This is a genomic window from Exiguobacterium sp. s35 (genome assembly GCF_018617535.1).
GTDB classification, from domain to species: Bacteria; Bacillota; Bacilli; order Exiguobacteriales; family Exiguobacteriaceae; genus Exiguobacterium; species Exiguobacterium aestuarii.
The window spans coordinates 1,951,125-1,969,419 of the sequence record NZ_JACSKI010000001.1; the positions used below are offsets into that span (position 1 = coordinate 1,951,125).

Consider the following 18,295-nt stretch of genomic DNA (forward strand, 5'->3'; position numbering starts at 1 on the left):
CAGCACCGCTTTTATTGAGATTTTTCTAACAGACGTTTTTGCGTTTCGTTAAAAGCTTCAATGTCTTCATCCGTCATCACGTCGTTATGTTCTGACACATAAGGATTGTCTTTCAATAATGTCTCTAGTTTACTTAATTCAGCACTTAATCCGCTATTTTGATAGAGGTTGGATGCTCCTACCGAAGTCAATGTCCCCGTCTGACTCACTTTGAAGTGTCCTTGTTGTAGACCGACGATCCGATACGCTTTTTGGATTACAGGTCCTTCATATGGCTGTAAATATAGTAAAACTTTCTCACCCTGTTTGACGAGCGGGTCTTCTTCCATATCATTTTGTAGGAGGGTGATTGTATCAGTTCGCGTCAGCTCATGACTCACGTCTCGATATATCTCCTCCACTTGAATGCGTGATTCGAAGAAATTAACCGAATGATATTCAAAAGGTCTCGGGGGACGGTCCACTTCTCCGACAATGACGACCGGCGAACGTGTAGCTAATTCGTCTATATGTCGAAAGCTTTCGGTCACAGCCAAATCACTCGTGTTTACTTCTTTAAGCATTTCACCAAAAATGACATAACCTGCTATCGCTGCAACAGATAACATTCCGATCATCCACTTCTTCAAAGAGATTCCTCCTATCGATTCATCTATTCAACCTCTTGATTTTCTAATCGAGCACAACGGTAGCTCAACTAATCTATGCCCCAATCCATGACTTTCTATCATTCTATCAAGATAAAGGGACTACTTTCTGACACTTTAGGGTATTTCCTACAAATACATATAAAACATAAGTAAGAAGTGAGGGGATTGTATGACGATTCAACAAGTGCTCTACATACTCGTGACCGGTGCCGCGTTCATGGCAATCGTCGCCTACGTCTCGTATCGCATGACACGAGGAAAAGTCGAAAGTGCAGATGATTACTTCTTGGCCGGTCGTGGACTGACAGGTGTCTTTATCGCGGGGTCACTCCTGTTGACCAACTTGTCGGCAGAACAATTGATTGGCTTGAACGGTCAATCGTTCGCCGGGAACATGTCGGCCATGGCTTGGGAAGTCACGGCGGGGATTGCCGCAATTATCATGGCCCTCTTTTTGTTGCCACGCTTTCTTGGCATCGGGATCTCGACCATCCCTGAATTTCTAAGTCAGCGCTATGACGAGGACGTTCGTCGGTTGACCGTCCTATTGTTTTTACTCGGATACATGTGTGTCACGATTCCGTCTATGTTGTACTCGGGTGGATTGGCCGTCCTTCAACTGTTCGACGTGCCCGCCCTTCTCGGCATCAGCTTTGAACAGTCCCTTTGGATTGTCGTCTGGTTCATCGGGATCATCGGGGCGATTTACGCCATCTTCGGCGGTCTTCGCGCGGTCGCCGTTTCCGACACGTTAAACGGGATTGGTCTCATTATCATCGGCTTCCTCGTTCCGACGCTTGGATTCCTCGCACTAGGTGACGGGAATCTTTTGGACGGGATGAAGACGATTGCAACAACGAATCCCGAGAAATTGAACGCCATCGGCTCATCCAATGACTCGGTTCCGTTCCTGTCTATTTTCACCGGTATGATTTTTGCAAACTTATTCTACTGGGCACTCAATCAATACGTGATTCAACGAGCCCTTGGCGCAAAAAACTTGGCAGAGGGACAAAAAGGAGTACTTTTTACGGGCTATTTAAAATTACTCGTTCCCATTTTTATGCTCTTACCTGGCGTTATCGCCTTCCATTTGTATGGATCGAACGTCGAGAAAGCTGATTTAGCGTATCCGAGCTTGATTGCTGAACTGTTACCGATGTGGCTCATGGGCTTTTTCCTTGCCGTCTTACTCGGTGCCGTGTTCAGCTCATTTAACTCACTGTTAAATAGTATCGCGACGCTGTTCGTCCTCGATATTTATAAACCAAAGTTCAAGCCGAATGCCTCTGACCAAGATTTGATTCGCGTCAGCAAATGGTTCGGCACGTTCGTGGCACTCGTCTCGTTCTTCGTCGCCCCGAACCTCATGTATGCACCAGACGGGTTATGGGATTTGATTCGACGTTTCACAGGCTTCTTCAACATCCCGATTCTCGTCATTGTATTGATTGGCATGCTCGTTAAACGTGTTCCACCGATTGCCGCGAAGACCGTCGTCTTCTTCCACGTCATCGCTTACTATTTCCTCGTATGGGGAACGAAACAATGGTTTGGAGTAGAAATCGGGATTAACTTTATCCATATTTACGGCATTCTCTTCGTTGTCGAGACAGGCATCATGCTCATTTTTGCGCGTGTACGACCGATGCTTCAAGCCAATCCGATTCGAATCGAACTCGGACGGGTCAAACCGTGGCGCCACGCGTTATCGACTTCAATCTTGCTTGTCGCTTCGATGATTTTCGTCTATCTCGTCTTCTCACCAATCGGACTCGCCTACGCAGACGGAATTGTTTCTGGTTGGTTCGCTCCATTGACGATTGGACTCATTGCCGTAACGACCCTTCTGATCTGGGCATCCTATCGTTATGGACTCGCACGATATGAACGCTATCTCAACAACTTGGGTGAAGAGCCATCTGAAGTAGAGGAAGCGAGTAGCTAATGAAAAGAGACCTTCTTGGACTAGACGTCAAGAAGATCTCTTTTTTGTTGCTGCTTCTGTTCATACATCGCATCATCTGCTGCTTGCCAGAGTACTTCAATCGATTCTGGGTAAGCTGACCAGGCCAACCCGATGGCAACTGAGATTCCCTCTTCTCGGCATGTCGTTTCGATTTTACAGACCATCTTCTTGCACGCCTCTTCCGACATCATCTGAAGAAACAAGACGAACTCATCTCCTCCAATCCGATAGACAGAGGACTCGATGGTTTGAAGGAGGCTACCGACACGCTTCAATAAACAATCACCGGCAGAGTGCCCTTCCTCATCGTTCACGATTTTTAAATCATTCACATCGAGTACGATGATCCCAACGTCGGTCACTCCTTCCGCTTGACCAATTGTCTCTTCAAACGCCCGACGATTGAAGACACCGGTCAAACTGTCATGCCGACTCTCATACAGCAGACGCTCACGCTCGGTCATGGCCGCCTCGATGTTTCGAATCACACCTTGCACCGCCACAATCTGACCGTCTTCATAAATCGGAGTCGTATACTCTTCAAACCATACATAAGTGCCTTCATTCGTACGCCACCGTTGAAGGATCGCCTCTTCATAGTCGACACGCCCCATCACTTTGTCTAGCAACAGCCGTCGGTCGTCCGGATGGATTCTGCGGAAACATTCCTGCGCATCTGAATAACTACGCATGACCGTCCCTTCCCCCAAATATAAATCTAAGGAAGGACTGATATACCGAAAACGCCACATCGGTTTCGTTTCAAAAATATAGATGACATCTTTCGTTTGGTTCCCGAAATGCATGAACGAAAGCGTCTGTGGATGTGGCCGTTGACGCTTATGTAGCCACAAAGCAATCAAACATCCAACGAGTATCCCTAAAAAGAATAACGTCATTGAACACACTTCCTCTCTATTCGCCCATATCGTACCACGTTCGAGGTCAGACACCCGTCTCAATTCCTGTTATTTGGTAAATGTTTTTTTGAATATTGAGTAAATTTATGGATGATCTCGAGGTACATGATATAGTCGAAGTACTTGATGACTCACACTATGGAGGTTCTTTTGCAAAACTTTACACATGTACCAGTAGACGAAACGTTCTCTGGCGTCTATTCCGTCACGAGCTTAGGCGCGTCCATTCATCAATCCTTTGGCTACGCCAATCGTTCCGAACAGATTCAACATGACTTGACGACAAGGTTCGGGATTGCTTCTGGCTGCAAACTGTTCACGGCAATCGCCATTTGTCAGTTAGTCGAACAAGGTCGACTCTCTTTTTCAACTTCACTTGAGTCCTTTCAGACACTCGACTTGCCTTACATTTCGTCCCAAGTCACGGTGCATCAGCTGTTGACCCATACGTCGGGCATCCCGGACTATTTTGATGAGTCCGTCTCTGACGACTTCGAAGCGTTATGGCGCAATGTTCCGATGTATCGGCTTCGACAGCTACGTGATTTTTTACCGTTTTTTCAACAAAAAGCGATGCGGGATGAACCAGGTTCCCGATTCTCTTACAACAATGCGGGGTATATCCTGTTAGGGTTGATTGTCGAAGAAGTGACCGGGCAATCCTTCACCGACTATGTCGAGCAATCGATTTTTCAGCCTGCCGGCATGAGCGATTCCGGATATTTCTCACTCGATGCCTTGCCTGCTAACACAGCGCTCGGCTATATCGACCACAAGGACGGAACGTGGCGTACGAATCAATATGCGATTCCAATTAAGGGCGGAGCAGACGGTGGGGCTTTTGTGACCGTTCAAGACATGACCCGATTTTGGCAGGCATTGCTTTCACATCAACTTCTTGATGCGTCTTCCACGGCGCGCCTCCTCACACCACACGTCACCGTCAATGACCGAGGTGGGAGCTATGGATATGGACTTTGGATTCAGCATCATGCGACAGGGGATATCTTTAAATATCATGTAATGGGATATGACCCGGGTGTCAGTTTTCATTCCGGTTACTATCCGGAAACCGATATCATTTCTGTCGTATGTGCCAATCAGTCCGATGGCGCGTTCGACGTGATGAAGCAAATCGAAACACAGATTGGAGAGAAATTCGAATGAAGGTCCGTCCATATGTCTCACAAGATTTTGAACACATCCAGCGACTCAATCGTGATGAGGGTTGGACTCAGCTCGTTGAACGACATGAATTGACCCGTGAAGCGTGGCGTCAATCGAACGTCACCTACGTCATGGAGTCTGATCATGGGGAGATTATCGCTTATTTGCGTGGATTGACCGATACGACAGTCAGTCTATATGTGTGTGAACTATTGGTCGCTTCTGCCTATCGAAAACGTGGTCTTGGTGAACAGATTCTCCAACATGTCCATGCGCTATACCCCGAAACGCGTCTTGAAATGCTGGCGAGCTCATCTTCGCACACATACTATGAAAAACTACGATTCCGTCCGTTTTACGGGTTTCGGAAAACCATTCACGAATAGGAGGAATATATATGAAACTCGCTCTCGTCACTGGGGCATCGCGTGGTCTCGGTCGTGCCATCGCCCAAGAACTACAATCTCGAGGTTACGAAGTTGTCGGACTCTCACGCTCACAGGCAGAAGACGTCACGTTCGAACAACGTTCTGTGGATCTCTCAAACGTCTCAGGAATCGAGACAGCCATCGAAGAAATCACTCCGCTATTCGAGAGTGCCGATTCAATCCTTCTCGTTCAAAATGCAGCATGGATCGAACCGATTCATCGTGTCGGACAGTTGGATGGGACGAAAGTGACGGCGCATGTTCACGCCAACTTACTCGCGCCGATGCTGTTAGCGAATGCGGTCCTCTCTTTTAACAAACCGACCGAGTTGATTCATGTGACGTCTGGTGCGGCCAAACGTCCGATTTCAGGTTGGAGCGCGTACTGTGGTACGAAAGCTGGACTCGACCATTTCACGGAAACGCTGGCACTTGAACTCGACGGTACACCGCATCGCGCGGCGCTCTTTAATCCCGGTGTGATGGATACGTCGATGCAAGCGGAGATTCGTTCTTCTTCGGAAGAGGCGTTCGCGGACCTCGAACAGTTCCGTTCATACGAAACAGAAGGACGCCTACGTTCTCCCGAGACGGTCGCGCGTGTATTCGCCGAACAGTTGATTGACCGTCCCCTTGAAAATGGCAAGACGTATTCGATTTATGACTTAATCAAATAATTTACCTGGTCAAAAATAAAACCACCCTACTGCCGATAAACCGTCTACACTACTTTCATAGACATGTGAAAGGGTGGATCATGATGAAGACCATTGCCGGAGGATTACTGTTATTTGGCTTGTTCAGTTTAACGATGTCGTTCACGATGATCGGGGATACCGCTGTCGTCGGGGCGATGGTGAGCGGGGTCGCACTATTGTGTAGTGTCGGACTGTTTTTCGGAGCAACTGAGCTTGCCCGAGTACGTAGCGACCTGTTTCACGACAAAAAAACGTCTTTCCCATCTGAATGAGGGAAAGACGTTTTTGATTCAGTCTTCTTCGTATTCATCTAATAAATCGTCGACATCATATTCTTCAAAGTCATCTTCGTCGATAAAAATATCGCGATCATTCACGACGTGAATCGGTCCATTGGCCACATCGATTCGAATCGTCCACGCCCAAGGAATGCGTAACCGGTTATATACCCCTGTCCAAAACTCCATTGACTCTTGCTCAAACCGTTCAAATTCTGTCAGGAGTTCTTTAAACGAAACACCTGATAGCTGGAAGTTTGAGTCCTGAAGTCGTTGAAGCGCATGGTGTTTCGCTTCTAATTCGGCCGCCCGAACCATTTCTTCAGCGGTTGCCATCTCGAGGATTGTTCCGTCTGGCGGGAGAATATCGTATACGTTGAACAATTCGCCTTCTTCTACTTCTACATCGTCAAACTCATAGTCATCGTGCCGCATACTACATTCCTCCTTACGCAATTTGAATCCCCTCTATTGTACCACTCTCTACCCGATTCCCCCTAAAGATTCGTGCATATATTTTATTTTGTACGGGAAAGAGTCTTAGAGTGAGAACATCCATAGGAAAAGAGGTTATGCAGATGAATGAGTCATTCCAAGCACTCGTGCTCGACCAGCACGATGAACACCTTCATGCCGAAGTGAAAGAAGTAAAAGCTGACGTGCTTCCAAAAGAAGAGGATGGGAACGTCTTGGTGGAAGTTCACTACTCCGCATTGAATTATAAAGACGCACTCGGATTAACGTCATCAGGTAAAATCGTGAGCCATTACCCGTTCATTCCAGGTTGTGAATTCGTAGGCACCGTCGTCGAATCGGACCATCTCGACATCAAAGTCGGCGATGAGGTCATCGCCACTGGTTTCGGAATCGGAGAGCGTCATTTCGGCGGTTTCAGTCAATACGCCCAAGTGCCTGGTAACTGGCTCGTCAAATTACCAAAAGGGATGAATATGAGGGACGCCATCGCAATCGGAACGCCAGGACTCACCGCCATGTTGTCCATTGACGCACTCGAGCATGCCGGTGTTCGTCCGGGTGAAGAAGTGCTTGTCACAGGCGCGACGGGTGGAGTTGGGAGCTTCGCCATCACGTTGCTTCGCCGTCTTGGCTATCACGTCGTCGCCTCTACTGGTAAAACAGATTCACCTTACTTACGTTCACTCGGTGTCGAGACCATCATCGACCGAAGCGAATTAGAAGGACCGGTTCGTCCACTGGCGAAACAACGTTTTGATGCCGCCATCGATTCGGTCGGCGGGAATACCCTCGCCAACATTTTAAGCCAAACACGTTACGAGGGTGCGGTCGCCGCATGCGGTCTCGTCGGAGGAGCAGATTTACCGACGAGCGTCTATCCGTTCATCCTACGCGGGGTGAAACTGATTGGAATCGATTCGGTCATGCAGCCGATGACACGCCGTACGAACGCATGGGAACGCCTTGAAGAACTCATCGATCCGAAAGTGTTGAACGACATGATCCATGAGATTCCGTTACACGATGTCCCACGTCACGCAGAGGCGATGATGCGCGGCGAGTTGAGCGGTCGCACCGTTGTCCGTTTACGCTAACCACATCAAAAAAGGCTGAATCGCGAGCGATTCAGCCTCTTTTCTCTCTATTCTCCATGGTGTGGAATCAGATCGTAAAGCCGGCCGGTGCGTCTTTCACAACGACGAGCACTTTTCCTTGATCTAACTTTTCTTCTAAACGTTCCGACTCTTCTTTCGTGAAGCCAAGTTCCTGGAACTCTGCGCGAAGTTCGTCCCCTTTTTTCCGGAACATGTTTTTAGCGGCTGTCCCCAAGCCGACATCGCTTGCCGAAACCGTGTTCGCACCCGCGTTGTCCGCAACACGTTTACTTCTGTCATCGTCATGTGTGATGACGTAAATGTTGGATTCATCTATCCCATTTGATTTCATCGATTGAACGGCGGTTACGACTTCTTCATCATTTGTAAATTCTTTGTACAAAACTGACATGTCTGTTCTCCTCCTTCAATTCTACTACACTAGTATGTATTGCCTTCCTTGATGGTATTCACACATTAAAAAACGATGACAAACGTCATCGTTTTGTTAAACGGCAGGTTCCTGCCCTTTTTGTTTTTTTAATTCTTCCAAGAGAATATCCGATTCATTGAATGGGATCGAATGTCGACCAATCCGCTCGACGTGATCGTGTCCTTTACCGACGACAACGACTCGCTTCCCTTTTAATGCTTGCATCGCGGCATGGCGAAGCGCATCTTCTCTCGCTTCAAACGTCACGTAATTCACGTTCGGCTGAAGTCCTTTTACTAAATCATCAACGATTTGTTTCGGGTTCTCCATACGGACGTCATGCACGGTCACGATGACCTCGTTCGAATATTGACTCGCGATGCGCCCCATATCTTGACGCTTCGTCGGGTCCCGGTCTCCTGCCGCACTTAAGACGACGACGAGAGACCCATCGTCTTGTTGTAACGTGGACAAACACTTCTCTAAACCGTCTGGGGTGTGGGCATAATCGATATAGATTTCGGCATCCTCTGTGTCGAGGCGCTCAAGACGTCCTTTTGGTAACGTCAGTCCTGGTACATTCAAGACAATCTTTCGAAGCGCCATATCAGAAGTCGAGACGAGTCCAATCGCTGCTGCCAAATTCGCCGCATTGAACGAACCCATAAATCGCACGGGTACTTCTAGCTTAAATTCTTTCATATGAACAAGAACCGTATCCTCTCGCCAAATGACTTGAATATCGGCTTCTACTTCTTCTCTCGTGCTATACATAATGGCTCGGCGCGTCGGTGCAAACTCAGCCATCACTCGGCTAGCCTGGTCTTCCGCATTTAACACGATCGCATCACCATTCGTCACTTCTACCTGTTCAAACAATCGCGCCTTCGCCCGGGCATATTCATCCATCGAACGATGGTAGTCTAAATGATCATGCGTCAAGTTTGTAAAGGCGGCTGCATGAAAATGGATTCCGGCCACGCGGCCTTCCATCAACGCATGTGATGACACTTCAAGCACACAATCCGTGACACCAGCATCGACCATATCCGCTAAAATACGATGTAAGACGACGGCTTCTGGAGTCGTATTGGCCGTTTCAATCGTCTGATTAAGAAAACGAGCGCCAATCGTACTGACGATTCCGGCGCGTTGTCCTGAAAGACGTAATAAATCGTATGTCAGTGTCGCTGTTGTTGTTTTTCCATTCGTTCCTGTCACACCATATATGCGCATCCGATGAGACGGATGGTCATAAAAAACACTCGCAACCGCTCCTGCCGTCTGCTTCGTATCGGCAACAACCACATTCGGTACATCGAGATCGAGTGGATATTCTGAGATGACCGCACTCGCACCATTGGCCACGGCGTCTTCCGCAAACTTGTGTCCATCGACCGTGTAGCCGCGAATGCAAATAAAGACATTCCCTGAACTGACCTTCCTGGAGTCTGTTTCGACTCCGGTCACCCATGGATCAAGCTTCATGTCATCCATCTCATTTTGTAAAATGGCGGATAAACGTTTCGTTCTCATGCTGTGTACGTCCTTTCTCATGGGTGTCGCTAGGTGTATAAACCTTATCGTCATGTTACTAGATTTTAACGGCAATTGAGATGACAAATATATTACTTCCCGTTTTCAATGAAAAGCAATCACTTCACGAAAAAAACCTAGACGTCACTTTCACGTACTAGGTTTCTCTTCTTTGAATGCGAGATGATGTTTGGTTAACTCCATTTGTAGGATGTTGATGGCATTCGGTCCGATTCCGTGCCAATTTTCCACCTCATGACGCGTATAGTGACACAGTCGATTTAAGGACTCGATTCCTTTTGACGCCAGAGCTCTTCGGACTGGTGCAGCTAATTTCGGTAAGGCAATCATCCAATCTCCACCTTCCGCTTTCTCACTCGTTCGTTGATAGGAAGACAGGCAAGAACTTGTTCGATTCGAAACGTTCGTCTAGCCCGTTTATTCAAATCCCACGCCACGACATGTTCCCCTTGCATTTTAATCAATTTGACCCGCCGTTTTGAAAACGCCCCATGTCGATCCACATATACCATCTCCGTGACCAGACCCGAACGCATCCATCGTAACAATTCTTCTCTCATCCTGCTTTCCCCTCCTTTAACTCCATTATACAGAACATTCGTTCTTGTTTCTATGGATAAGCTGTTCGCTTACTCAAATTTCGATTATGATGAAGGAAATTCAACAAGAAAGGAAAGAAGACCATGACCTATGTTTTGTTACTGATTTTAGCGGTCTTTTTATTCGGCGCGATGATTTTCGCCGCACTCGCGTTACCGAACCTTCGCAATATTCTATTCAACCGTGGCAGTTTGTTTAATCAACAGAGTGAGACCGTCACTTGTCCGAAGTGCAAAACGTCGTTTAAACGTGCTCCAGGAGATGCACAGACTTGTCCGAATTGTTATCACACGTTCTAAATGGAAGAAGTAGGTTGCATATTCAACCGTATATTTTGACATTCTTTTTGTTTGAATGACCTCAAATTAGTGAAATAAGAAAAAGGATGCTTTATCTAAGTAAAGTTCCTTATTCTTTTTTACTGTTGAATCCTCATTCCATGCGAAAGGAGTTGCATATGCTTCCTACACTCGACGAGCGCCTAATCGATCAAATTCGTTTAAAAAATCGACAAGCCCTAGAACATTTATATGCCCGCTATGAAAATCTTCTCTATCGATATGCGCTTCATCTAAATCATCATCCCGCGACTGCTGAGGCGGCTTTAACCGACTTATTTTGTCGCGTCTGGCAACAACGCCTCAACTTCGAACCTCATACAGAAACAGTGCGTGCAACCCTTATGCGTTCGTTAGAACAAATTTTGCATCATATGAAAGAAGAAACATCCGTTTCTAGCACATCTAAAATACCTTCCGCATAAGATTTTGTTGTCACCTTTGAATACATTCGTTTTGCTTGTTCGGTTGCATTGTTCACTAAATATCCGTTCCCCACATGTTTCAACATGCCAATGTCGTTCCCACTGTCACCAAAAGCGTACGTATCTTCTCGTAAAAAGGAAGCAGTGGCGTATACATATTCTAGGCTTGATACTTTCCCCGCATGCTTCGGATAAAAATCGACATCGAATGCATCAGCAGGGTCACCCGCTTTCGGATTGCATCGACTAATATTGACAGCAATGCCCTCTTCATCAGCTAGCACTTGGACGCCTTCTCTCCATTTCCATTGTTGATGACGTATGTAATAACTCCGAATCCAAGGACTTGTCCCATTCCCTGGCTGTTCTTCCAGACCGATCCTCATTTGTTCGACTTGTGACACGATACGTTCCACTCGAGACACAAAATCGCTCGGGAACGACTGTTGATACATCCTATCTTCAACAAACGTCCCGTCCGAACCGATTCGATAGAGCTCCGTCCCAAGACTCGAAGCAATTCGATGTGGCCAAAAGCGAAGATTCGCCCGTTTTACTTTTTTATGTAATGACGCCAGAGAGCTTCCTGTCACCCACATTGTCGAAAATTTGGAGGAATGTCGCTCTAGAAAATCTTCAAGACGACGCACGGATGCCAATTGAGCTGGCGTACATGCATGAGGAAAATAAGTCTCATCAAAGTCAAAACAAATGAGTATGTTTCCTTCATTCGTAAATCGCTTCATCGTATCGTCTCCTTATCGTTTTCTCTTTCTCCTATAGTACAATGAAACAGAGGAGGCATCTTATGATTCAACGTATCTTTCAAGTATATTGCCAAGTGAGTAGCCTGATTACAGGAATTTTCATTGTTTTCGCTTTTCTACTCGGCATTCGATCCTATTTCTTTTGGATAACGGTCAGTTCTCCCTTGATTGCTATCGGATTGATGCTCGTGACAGCGGTAGGACTGAGCGCCATCACCTATACCTTTTTAGAGAAATTACGATTGTTCATTTATACGAGACTTCCAAGCCAATCATCAACATGTTCAATAAATAGTCACACAAAATAGTCATCCATTTTTCTATTTTGTCCGTTAGATCAATACAAGGGACATCCCTTCTGCGCAAAGGAGTATGTTATGACTGACTTAGAATTATACGAGCGTGTCCGACAAAAGGACAAAGAAGCGCTCGAAATATTGTATGATCGGTATGAGCGAATTTTATACGCCTTTGTTCTACAGCTGACAAAGGATCGCGATTTAGCCGAAGAAGCCATGCAAGAAGTATTTATCAAGTTGTGGCGCGGCGGTGGCGTCTATGATGACTCGAAAGGCAAATTCAGGTCTTGGCTCTTTACGATGAGCCGCCACGTGGCCATCGACTTGATTCGAAAGCGTAAACCTGATTTACAATTAGATGAATCTTACGCCGAGGCTATCCCTTCTGACTCACCATCCGTTGAAAAAGAAGTGGAATGGCAAGAAGAACGCGCTCAAATCGAGACGGCCATGGCGACACTTCCGGCCGAACAACAGCAAGTCGTCCGACTCATGTACTTCCAAGGGTTAAGTCAGCAAAAGATCGCTGACGCGTGTGGCATCCCGCTTGGTACAGTGAAAGGAAGGATTCGACTGGCGCTGAAGCAACTGAGGAAACAGTTATCCCATGAATTCATCGGAAAGGAGGTAGAACAATGAACGCATGCGACCAATTGATTGACTATTTCAACCAACATCTATCAGAAGATGAGCGAGCGAAATTTGAACAACATCTGGCTTCGTGCAAAGACTGTCAAGAAGAGCTCGAACAACTCGAAGCACTCGTCGGTGGCGTCGCGTTCTTGTCTACTCCGATTGAACCACCCCGAGGCATGAAAGCACGTGTCCTCGATCGTGTATTCGAAGAAGAAGACAATGAACCTGTGACATCTTCTGTGACATCTGATTCCGTTCCACCTGTCACACCTTTCAAAACAAAACGAGAACGGAAAGTACCTGTCTGGGGAATGGTCACACTCGCGGCAGCGCTCCTTCTCTCTTTAATTGGAAACGGGTATTTGCTCACTAATCAACCCGATTCACCTGGCATCGCACTGACTGAAACGATTCGATTGGAGGGTGAATCTGAAGGGACTGCTTATCTTGCAGAACAAGATGGTACGACTCAATTGATTGTCCAAACAAACGGTTTATCCTCGCTCGACGACAATGAAGTGTATCAAGTGTGGCTGTTAAAAGATAACGCCCCAATCCCGACCGGTGCTTTTGTCACAGACGATAAAGGCAACGGAACGGTTATCTATACGCTCGACTCGGATGAAGTCGACGTCGACTGGGATACGGTCGCCGTCACGAAAGAACCGAATCGCGGCAATGAGACACCACAAGGTGAAATCGTCTTAAGTGCGAGTTTATAATTCCCTAACCGGACGCATCTGCCGTCCGGTTTTTTTGTTATGATGGACCAAAGGAGTGGATAGGATGGGAAAACTTAAAATCGGTATCGTCGGACTTGGTAACATTGCCCTAAAAGCGTATGTACCGATCCTCGCGAACCACCCACGTATTGACGTGGTCGGTGCCTTTTCTCCGAATAAATCTAAACGGGAGAGCATTTGCCAAACGTATCGGATGACCTCGTTCGATACGCTAAGTGAACTCACCTCATCGGTCGATGCGGCCTTCGTACATAGTTCGACTGAAACTCATTATGACGTCGTATCGTATTTACTAGAGCACGGAATCGACGTGTATGTCGATAAGCCGCTCGCAGCAACATTGGATGAGGCGGAACAACTCGTCGAGCAAGCCGAACGGCTCGGTCGCAAGTTGATGGTCGGATTCAATCGACGCTTCGCCCCGATGTACAAACGTCTCCAACAGGAGTCACCTGCGCATATGATTGATGTGGTGAAACATCGAGAGGACGGCATCGGTCCTCATGATGCGACGTTCACGCTACTTGACGACTATCTACATGTCGTCGATACGTTACGCTTCCTCGCCGGAAACGAGCTTCGACTTGTTTCTGGTCAAGTCGAGGTCAATGCCAAACAGGAACTCCGCTTCGCCCGCCACGTTTGGCAAGATGAGCATGGGATGCACACGACATCGATGCATCGCTCGGCCGGCGCGAACCATGAGCACGTCTCCATCGTTCGTGACGGAGAGCGATTGTCTGTGGATGAGATGATCTCGTTACATCGCTTCAAAGATGGACGACATGAAGTCGAAACATTTGGATCGTGGGACACGACACTCACCCAGCGAGGATTCCAAGGGGCAATCGACCACTTCCTTTCTGCGCTCATCGATGATACGCCGATTCAAACAGACGGTCGTGTCGCCCTCGAGACACAGCGACTTGTCACAAATCTAATCAAATAGAGGAGGGCTACATATGGATTTCTTTTTCTACATTATGGTCATGGTGATCGTCGTTTCGTCGGTCGGTGCCAACACGATTATTAAAACGAGAGAAGCCCGTGTCGAAGAACGTCGTTTGAAAATTGAGGAAGAGAAACTTGCCATCCAACGTCTCCAACTCGAAATGAAACGCGAACAAGACAAGCTCGAGCATCGCGGTTTTTAATCAAAAACGGTCGCCCTCTCAACATGAGGGCGACCGTTTCGTGGTCAAAGATTTCATTCTGAAACCGACAACTGTTGTCGTCGTTCCGCGAGCGTCGACCACGTCACGGCCGTCATGATACAACCGGCACCAATAAAGAAATTCAGATGAAGCGTCTCATTCAAGACGAGCCATCCGAGCGTCCCTCCGACCAATGGTTGAAAGAAGAAAAAGAGTGACCCGACACTCGCATCCATCAACTCAAGTCCTTTGTTCCAAAAGAAGAACGCCCCTGCCGTCGATACGATACCGATATACAGGACACTGAGCCAAAGAACACCATTCAATTCCGGAAAGCCGTTTTGCATGACCTCCATACTCATCAAAGGGGTCATCAACAACCAGGCGACTCCAATCGCAAACGTCGTGAGCGTCAACGTCGATAAAGTCTGTGTTCCGATTTTTACATAGATAGACATGAGCGCCCACGTCACGGCGGCTAATACGAGTATAAAACTACCTATGCGATACGTCCCTTCCCCTTCCCAACCAACCACAATGAGAACACCGACCGTCGCCAGTCCGAGCGCCCCGATTTTGACTGGGGTCAATCGTTCCTTCAACAAAATTCGAGCGAATAAGACCATGAACGCCGGCGTCGCTGCGGTCACGAGAGATCCGGTATGCGCATCCGATAGCTTCGTCCCGATAAATTGAAACGAAATCGAGGCGACATACCCGATGACACCGACGAGTCCGATCCATTTCCAATCCGTCCGCCGAATCGATTCCCGTCCAAACCGAAGCCAGACAACGAATAACACGGTAAATGCGACCGCATATCGTAACCAGACGAACGTGAACGGTTCGATATAGGCGAGCGCATACTTACTGACCACATACATCCCGCCCCATATACTCGCCGCAAGTGTTAAACTGAGTGCCCCTAACCATTCTTTCCTCATGCTCTCGTCCCCCTCAATGGCGACTATATACGACGTCATCGCTTCGATTTCCTCTATTTTCGTTGTCAGCTGTATGAAAAACGCTTACAATCAAGACATAGATAAATGGAAAGGAGGGAGAAAGGTGAAATTTGTCGGACGTACGCATTGGACAACTGAACATTTGTACATTTTGCGTGCGATTTTTCACGATGTCGCTTAATCAAGGGACCCGTCTGTCCTTTTTTAGACATTGCTGAATATACGACAAAGCGCCTCTCTCTCTAAACCGAGCGCTTCTTTGCGCTCGGTTTTTTTGATAGGCCCTAACTTAGGAGGAACCTATTATGTTGATTGATCTTCAACACATTCAAAAACAATATGGCGGTCACGCCGTTCTCACAGATGCGAATTTATTGATAAACGAACATGAACGAGTCGGGCTCGTCGGCCGAAACGGAAGTGGCAAAACGACGCTGTTACGCATGATTGTCGGCTCTGAAGAGCATGATGCCGGCACAATTTACCGTCGGCAGCGACTCTCCATCGGCTATTTAGTCCAACTTCCCGACTATCCCGGTCATAGCGGACGCGACGTGCTCCTTACTGCCTTCGAGGGCGTGCTTCGTCTTCGCGAGAAGATGTCTCGTCTCGAGCAGGAGATGGCGACGTCTGAACAACTCGAACGTCTTCTCGAATCGTATGGTACCGTCCAAGCACAATTCGAACATGCGGGCGGATACGTCTACGAATCAAAAATCAGTGCGATGATCGACGGGCTAAAGCTGACCTCATTCGTGGACCAACCGTTCGATACGTTGAGCGGTGGGGAACGAACGAAAATCGGTCTCGCCTTGGCGCTTCTTCAAGAGCCGGAGCTACTCATTTTAGATGAACCAACGAACCATTTGGATTTAGAAGCGATGACGTGGCTCGAATCCTATTTACAGGATTACGCCTCTGCGCTCCTCATCGTCTCTCATGACCGAGTCTTCTTAGATGCGGTTGCTACGCGAATCGTCGAATGTGAAGACGGGGAATTGACGAGTTATCCTGGCAACTATACGGATTTCGTCGCACAAAAAGAAAAACAGCTACTCGACCAGTTCCATGCGTATACCGAGCAACAAAAGAAGATTAAAAAGATGAAAGAAACGATTCGGCAATTGCGCCAATGGGCCAACGAAGGTCATCCACCGAACGAAAAATTTTATCGTCGCGCCAAATCGATGGAAAAGGCACTCGAACGGATTGAACGAATCAAGAAACCACAACTCGAAGCCGACCAACCGAACATCCACTTCACGACGAACGGTCGGACCGGACGTGACGTCTTCGAAGTGAGTGATGTGACACTCGTCTATGACCGTCCCTTATTTGAAGACGTGCACTTTTATACAGGGCATGGGGAACGTGTCGCCATCGTCGGACCGAACGGGAGTGGGAAATCTTCACTTTTGAAGATGTTACTCGGTGAAGTCATGCCGCAAACCGGAACCGTAAGGCGCGCCGACCAAGCCAAAATCGGTTATTTGTCGCAACATATCACGTTCGATGAATCACATCGGTTGATCGAAGCATTCCGAGACCGGATTGCAGTCGATGAAGGAAAAGCGAGACACCTCCTCGCCCAGTTTTTGTTCTACGGACCGAGCGTGTTTAAACCTGTCTCAAATTTGAGCGGTGGTGAGAAGATGCGACTTATGCTCGCCATCCTCGTCCATGAAGAAATCAATGTCCTCGTCCTAGACGAGCCGACGAACCACCTCGATATCGAATCGAGAGAGGCGCTTGAAGAAGCGCTCGAACGATTCCCTGGAACGGTCGTCACCGTCTCCCACGATCGTTACTTCTTAAATAAGCTGTTCCCGATCACGTATTGGCTTGACGGGACGACGACACGATTTGAAGGCAACGTCGCCTATGCCCTCGAAAAACGGGGACAAGAACCAAAAGAGGAATCGAAAGCGGAACCCGTCAAACCATCCAAATCAGTGAAGCAGACGACATCTGCTTCATCTAAAATGAACGAAGAAGCTCATTTGACTCAATTAGAGGCGGAACATCAGGCATTGCTTGAGCAGATGAACGAATTGAACGACCTTGATGAGTTGATGGCGCTACAGCAACAAGTCGATGCACTGCAAATAGAAATCGATGACGTGATGACACGTTTACTCGAATCCCTATAAAGAGAAGCGGCACCCAATCAAGGGCGCCGCTTCTTTTGCTCGAATCGAGTCTGTATGAGATAGCCGATGACCGCGATGGCCATCAGCCCGATCGGGAGGAGACGGTAAAGACCTTCCATCGTTCCCGTCGTCAATAGAATCATTCCACTAAGGAACGTCCCGAACCAATATAGCTTTGGCATGTCATCCCTCCATCGATTGCATTCCTCCCATAGGATACCACAAGAAAAGCGCCCTCACTCGGCGCTTTTCTTGATTCTCTAGTCCCCGGACTTTCATCCAACCAAGCCCCGCTCGATTGACCGTCCCATCTATGATTTGGTTCGACTAGAGATGTCCAAGCCAGCGTGACGCATCATTCGAATCGGTTCGTTGTCTATTGGCTCACTAGTCGTCTTCCATCAAACGAAATGAAATCGAACAAGTGACTCGTAGACCGTTTTGATTGAATGGGCACGGCAGGACTTGGCACCTATGATGTCCACTTCTGACGCGGATCATGTGGAATTCCTTATACAAACAGTCTGTCTGGTATGCTTGCTCGGAT

The 18,295-nt window shown here is 47.6% G+C and carries 22 protein-coding genes; 12 read left to right on the forward strand and 10 right to left on the reverse strand.

The features are described from left to right. Positions 1-11 precede the first annotated feature (11 nt). Positions 12-629, reverse strand: a complete 618-nt coding sequence (locus KNO75_RS09870; protein ID WP_214821480.1) for a hypothetical protein — start codon at positions 627-629, stop codon at positions 12-14. A 190-nt stretch (positions 630-819) separates the two neighbouring features. Here KNO75_RS09870 and KNO75_RS09875 point away from each other — a divergent pair, with 190 nt between their 5' ends. Then, positions 820-2,598 carry a solute:sodium symporter family transporter gene (locus KNO75_RS09875; RefSeq protein ID WP_214821482.1) on the forward strand — a complete coding sequence of 593 codons (1,779 nt, stop codon included), beginning with the start codon at positions 820-822 and terminating at the stop codon, positions 2,596-2,598. A gap of 20 nt (positions 2,599-2,618) precedes the next feature. Here the strand turns inward: KNO75_RS09875 and KNO75_RS09880 are convergent, their stop codons facing one another. Beyond that, positions 2,619-3,518 (reverse strand): GGDEF domain-containing protein, encoded by a 900-nt coding sequence (locus KNO75_RS09880; RefSeq protein WP_214792601.1) that lies wholly within the window; start codon positions 3,516-3,518, stop codon positions 2,619-2,621. Positions 3,519-3,677: 159 nt separating this feature from the next. Between KNO75_RS09880 and KNO75_RS09885 the strand changes: the two genes are divergently transcribed. From KNO75_RS09885 to KNO75_RS09900, 4 genes are all read left to right on the forward strand, one after another. After that, on the forward strand, positions 3,678-4,706 hold the full coding sequence (locus KNO75_RS09885; protein WP_214821484.1) for a serine hydrolase domain-containing protein: 1,029 nt from the start codon (positions 3,678-3,680) through the stop codon (positions 4,704-4,706). Continuing rightward, a complete protein-coding gene (locus KNO75_RS09890) occupies positions 4,703-5,092 on the forward strand; it encodes a GNAT family N-acetyltransferase (protein ID WP_214816324.1) in 390 nt (129 codons plus the stop codon). The genes KNO75_RS09885 and KNO75_RS09890 overlap by 4 nt, the downstream gene beginning before the upstream one ends. A gap of 11 nt (positions 5,093-5,103) precedes the next feature. Beyond that, the gene (locus KNO75_RS09895; protein WP_214816321.1) at positions 5,104-5,811 is read left to right on the forward strand and encodes an SDR family NAD(P)-dependent oxidoreductase; all 708 of its coding nucleotides are present in this window, start codon (positions 5,104-5,106) and stop codon (positions 5,809-5,811) included. 83 nt (positions 5,812-5,894) lie between these two features. Continuing rightward, positions 5,895-6,104, forward strand: a complete 210-nt coding sequence (locus tag KNO75_RS09900) for a hypothetical protein (RefSeq protein WP_214786019.1) — start codon at positions 5,895-5,897, stop codon at positions 6,102-6,104. Between the two features lie 18 nt (positions 6,105-6,122). On the opposite strand, the gene KNO75_RS09905 is transcribed toward KNO75_RS09900, so the two are convergent. Next, positions 6,123-6,545 (reverse strand): hypothetical protein, encoded by a 423-nt coding sequence (locus KNO75_RS09905; RefSeq protein ID WP_214786017.1) that lies wholly within the window; start codon positions 6,543-6,545, stop codon positions 6,123-6,125. A gap of 143 nt (positions 6,546-6,688) precedes the next feature. Here KNO75_RS09905 and KNO75_RS09910 point away from each other — a divergent pair, with 143 nt between their 5' ends. Further along, complete coding sequence (locus KNO75_RS09910; RefSeq protein WP_214792590.1) at positions 6,689-7,681, forward strand: MDR family oxidoreductase; 993 nt, start codon at positions 6,689-6,691, stop codon at positions 7,679-7,681. Positions 7,682-7,748: 67 nt separating this feature from the next. Here KNO75_RS09910 and KNO75_RS09915 read toward each other — a convergent pair whose 3' ends face one another. The 4 genes from KNO75_RS09915 to KNO75_RS09930 form a co-directional block, all read right to left on the reverse strand. Then, positions 7,749-8,093, reverse strand: coding sequence for a YflT domain-containing protein (locus KNO75_RS09915; protein WP_214821486.1), 345 nt, complete (start codon positions 8,091-8,093; stop codon positions 7,749-7,751). A gap of 96 nt (positions 8,094-8,189) precedes the next feature. Beyond that, a complete protein-coding gene (locus KNO75_RS09920) occupies positions 8,190-9,650 on the reverse strand; it encodes a UDP-N-acetylmuramoyl-L-alanyl-D-glutamate--2,6-diaminopimelate ligase (protein ID WP_214821488.1) in 1,461 nt (486 codons plus the stop codon). Between the two features lie 150 nt (positions 9,651-9,800). Further along, a complete protein-coding gene (locus KNO75_RS09925) occupies positions 9,801-10,001 on the reverse strand; it encodes a helix-hairpin-helix domain-containing protein (protein ID WP_214821490.1) in 201 nt (66 codons plus the stop codon). Continuing rightward, positions 9,998-10,231, reverse strand: coding sequence for a hypothetical protein (locus tag KNO75_RS09930; protein ID WP_214786009.1), 234 nt, complete (start codon positions 10,229-10,231; stop codon positions 9,998-10,000). The genes KNO75_RS09925 and KNO75_RS09930 overlap by 4 nt, the downstream gene beginning before the upstream one ends. A 123-nt stretch (positions 10,232-10,354) precedes the next feature. Here KNO75_RS09930 and KNO75_RS09935 point away from each other — a divergent pair, with 123 nt between their 5' ends. Continuing rightward, positions 10,355-10,570 (forward strand): zinc ribbon domain-containing protein, encoded by a 216-nt coding sequence (locus KNO75_RS09935; protein WP_214786007.1) that lies wholly within the window; start codon positions 10,355-10,357, stop codon positions 10,568-10,570. A 409-nt stretch (positions 10,571-10,979) separates the two neighbouring features. Here KNO75_RS09935 and KNO75_RS09945 read toward each other — a convergent pair whose 3' ends face one another. Continuing rightward, positions 10,980-11,780 carry an HAD family hydrolase gene (locus KNO75_RS09945; RefSeq protein ID WP_214821492.1) on the reverse strand — a complete coding sequence of 267 codons (801 nt, stop codon included), beginning with the start codon at positions 11,778-11,780 and terminating at the stop codon, positions 10,980-10,982. Between the two features lie 398 nt (positions 11,781-12,178). Here KNO75_RS09945 and KNO75_RS09950 point away from each other — a divergent pair, with 398 nt between their 5' ends. The 4 genes from KNO75_RS09950 to KNO75_RS09965 all read left to right on the forward strand — a co-directional run bounded on the left by KNO75_RS09950 (position 12,179) and on the right by KNO75_RS09965 (position 14,633). Beyond that, entirely contained in the window at positions 12,179-12,739 is a 561-nt protein-coding gene (locus KNO75_RS09950) for an RNA polymerase sigma factor (RefSeq protein ID WP_214694878.1), read from the forward strand. Next, entirely contained in the window at positions 12,736-13,458 is a 723-nt protein-coding gene (locus tag KNO75_RS09955; RefSeq protein ID WP_214821494.1) for an anti-sigma factor, read from the forward strand. The genes KNO75_RS09950 and KNO75_RS09955 overlap by 4 nt, the downstream gene beginning before the upstream one ends. Positions 13,459-13,522: 64 nt before the next feature. Then, on the forward strand, positions 13,523-14,428 hold the full coding sequence (locus KNO75_RS09960; protein WP_214821496.1) for a Gfo/Idh/MocA family protein: 906 nt from the start codon (positions 13,523-13,525) through the stop codon (positions 14,426-14,428). Positions 14,429-14,441: 13 nt separating this feature from the next. Then, complete coding sequence (locus tag KNO75_RS09965; protein ID WP_214792567.1) at positions 14,442-14,633, forward strand: hypothetical protein; 192 nt, start codon at positions 14,442-14,444, stop codon at positions 14,631-14,633. A 53-nt stretch (positions 14,634-14,686) separates the two neighbouring features. On the opposite strand, the gene KNO75_RS09970 is transcribed toward KNO75_RS09965, so the two are convergent. Beyond that, a complete protein-coding gene (locus KNO75_RS09970; RefSeq protein ID WP_214821498.1) occupies positions 14,687-15,577 on the reverse strand; it encodes a DMT family transporter in 891 nt (296 codons plus the stop codon). Positions 15,578-15,903: 326 nt separating this feature from the next. Here KNO75_RS09970 and abc-f point away from each other — a divergent pair, with 326 nt between their 5' ends. Next, on the forward strand, positions 15,904-17,748 hold the full coding sequence (gene abc-f, locus KNO75_RS09975; RefSeq protein WP_214821500.1) for a ribosomal protection-like ABC-F family protein: 1,845 nt from the start codon (positions 15,904-15,906) through the stop codon (positions 17,746-17,748). 17 nt (positions 17,749-17,765) lie between these two features. Here the strand turns inward: abc-f and KNO75_RS09980 are convergent, their stop codons facing one another. Beyond that, the gene (locus KNO75_RS09980) at positions 17,766-17,930 is read right to left on the reverse strand and encodes a hypothetical protein (protein ID WP_214785989.1); all 165 of its coding nucleotides are present in this window, start codon (positions 17,928-17,930) and stop codon (positions 17,766-17,768) included. Between the last annotated feature and the right edge of the window lie 365 nt (positions 17,931-18,295).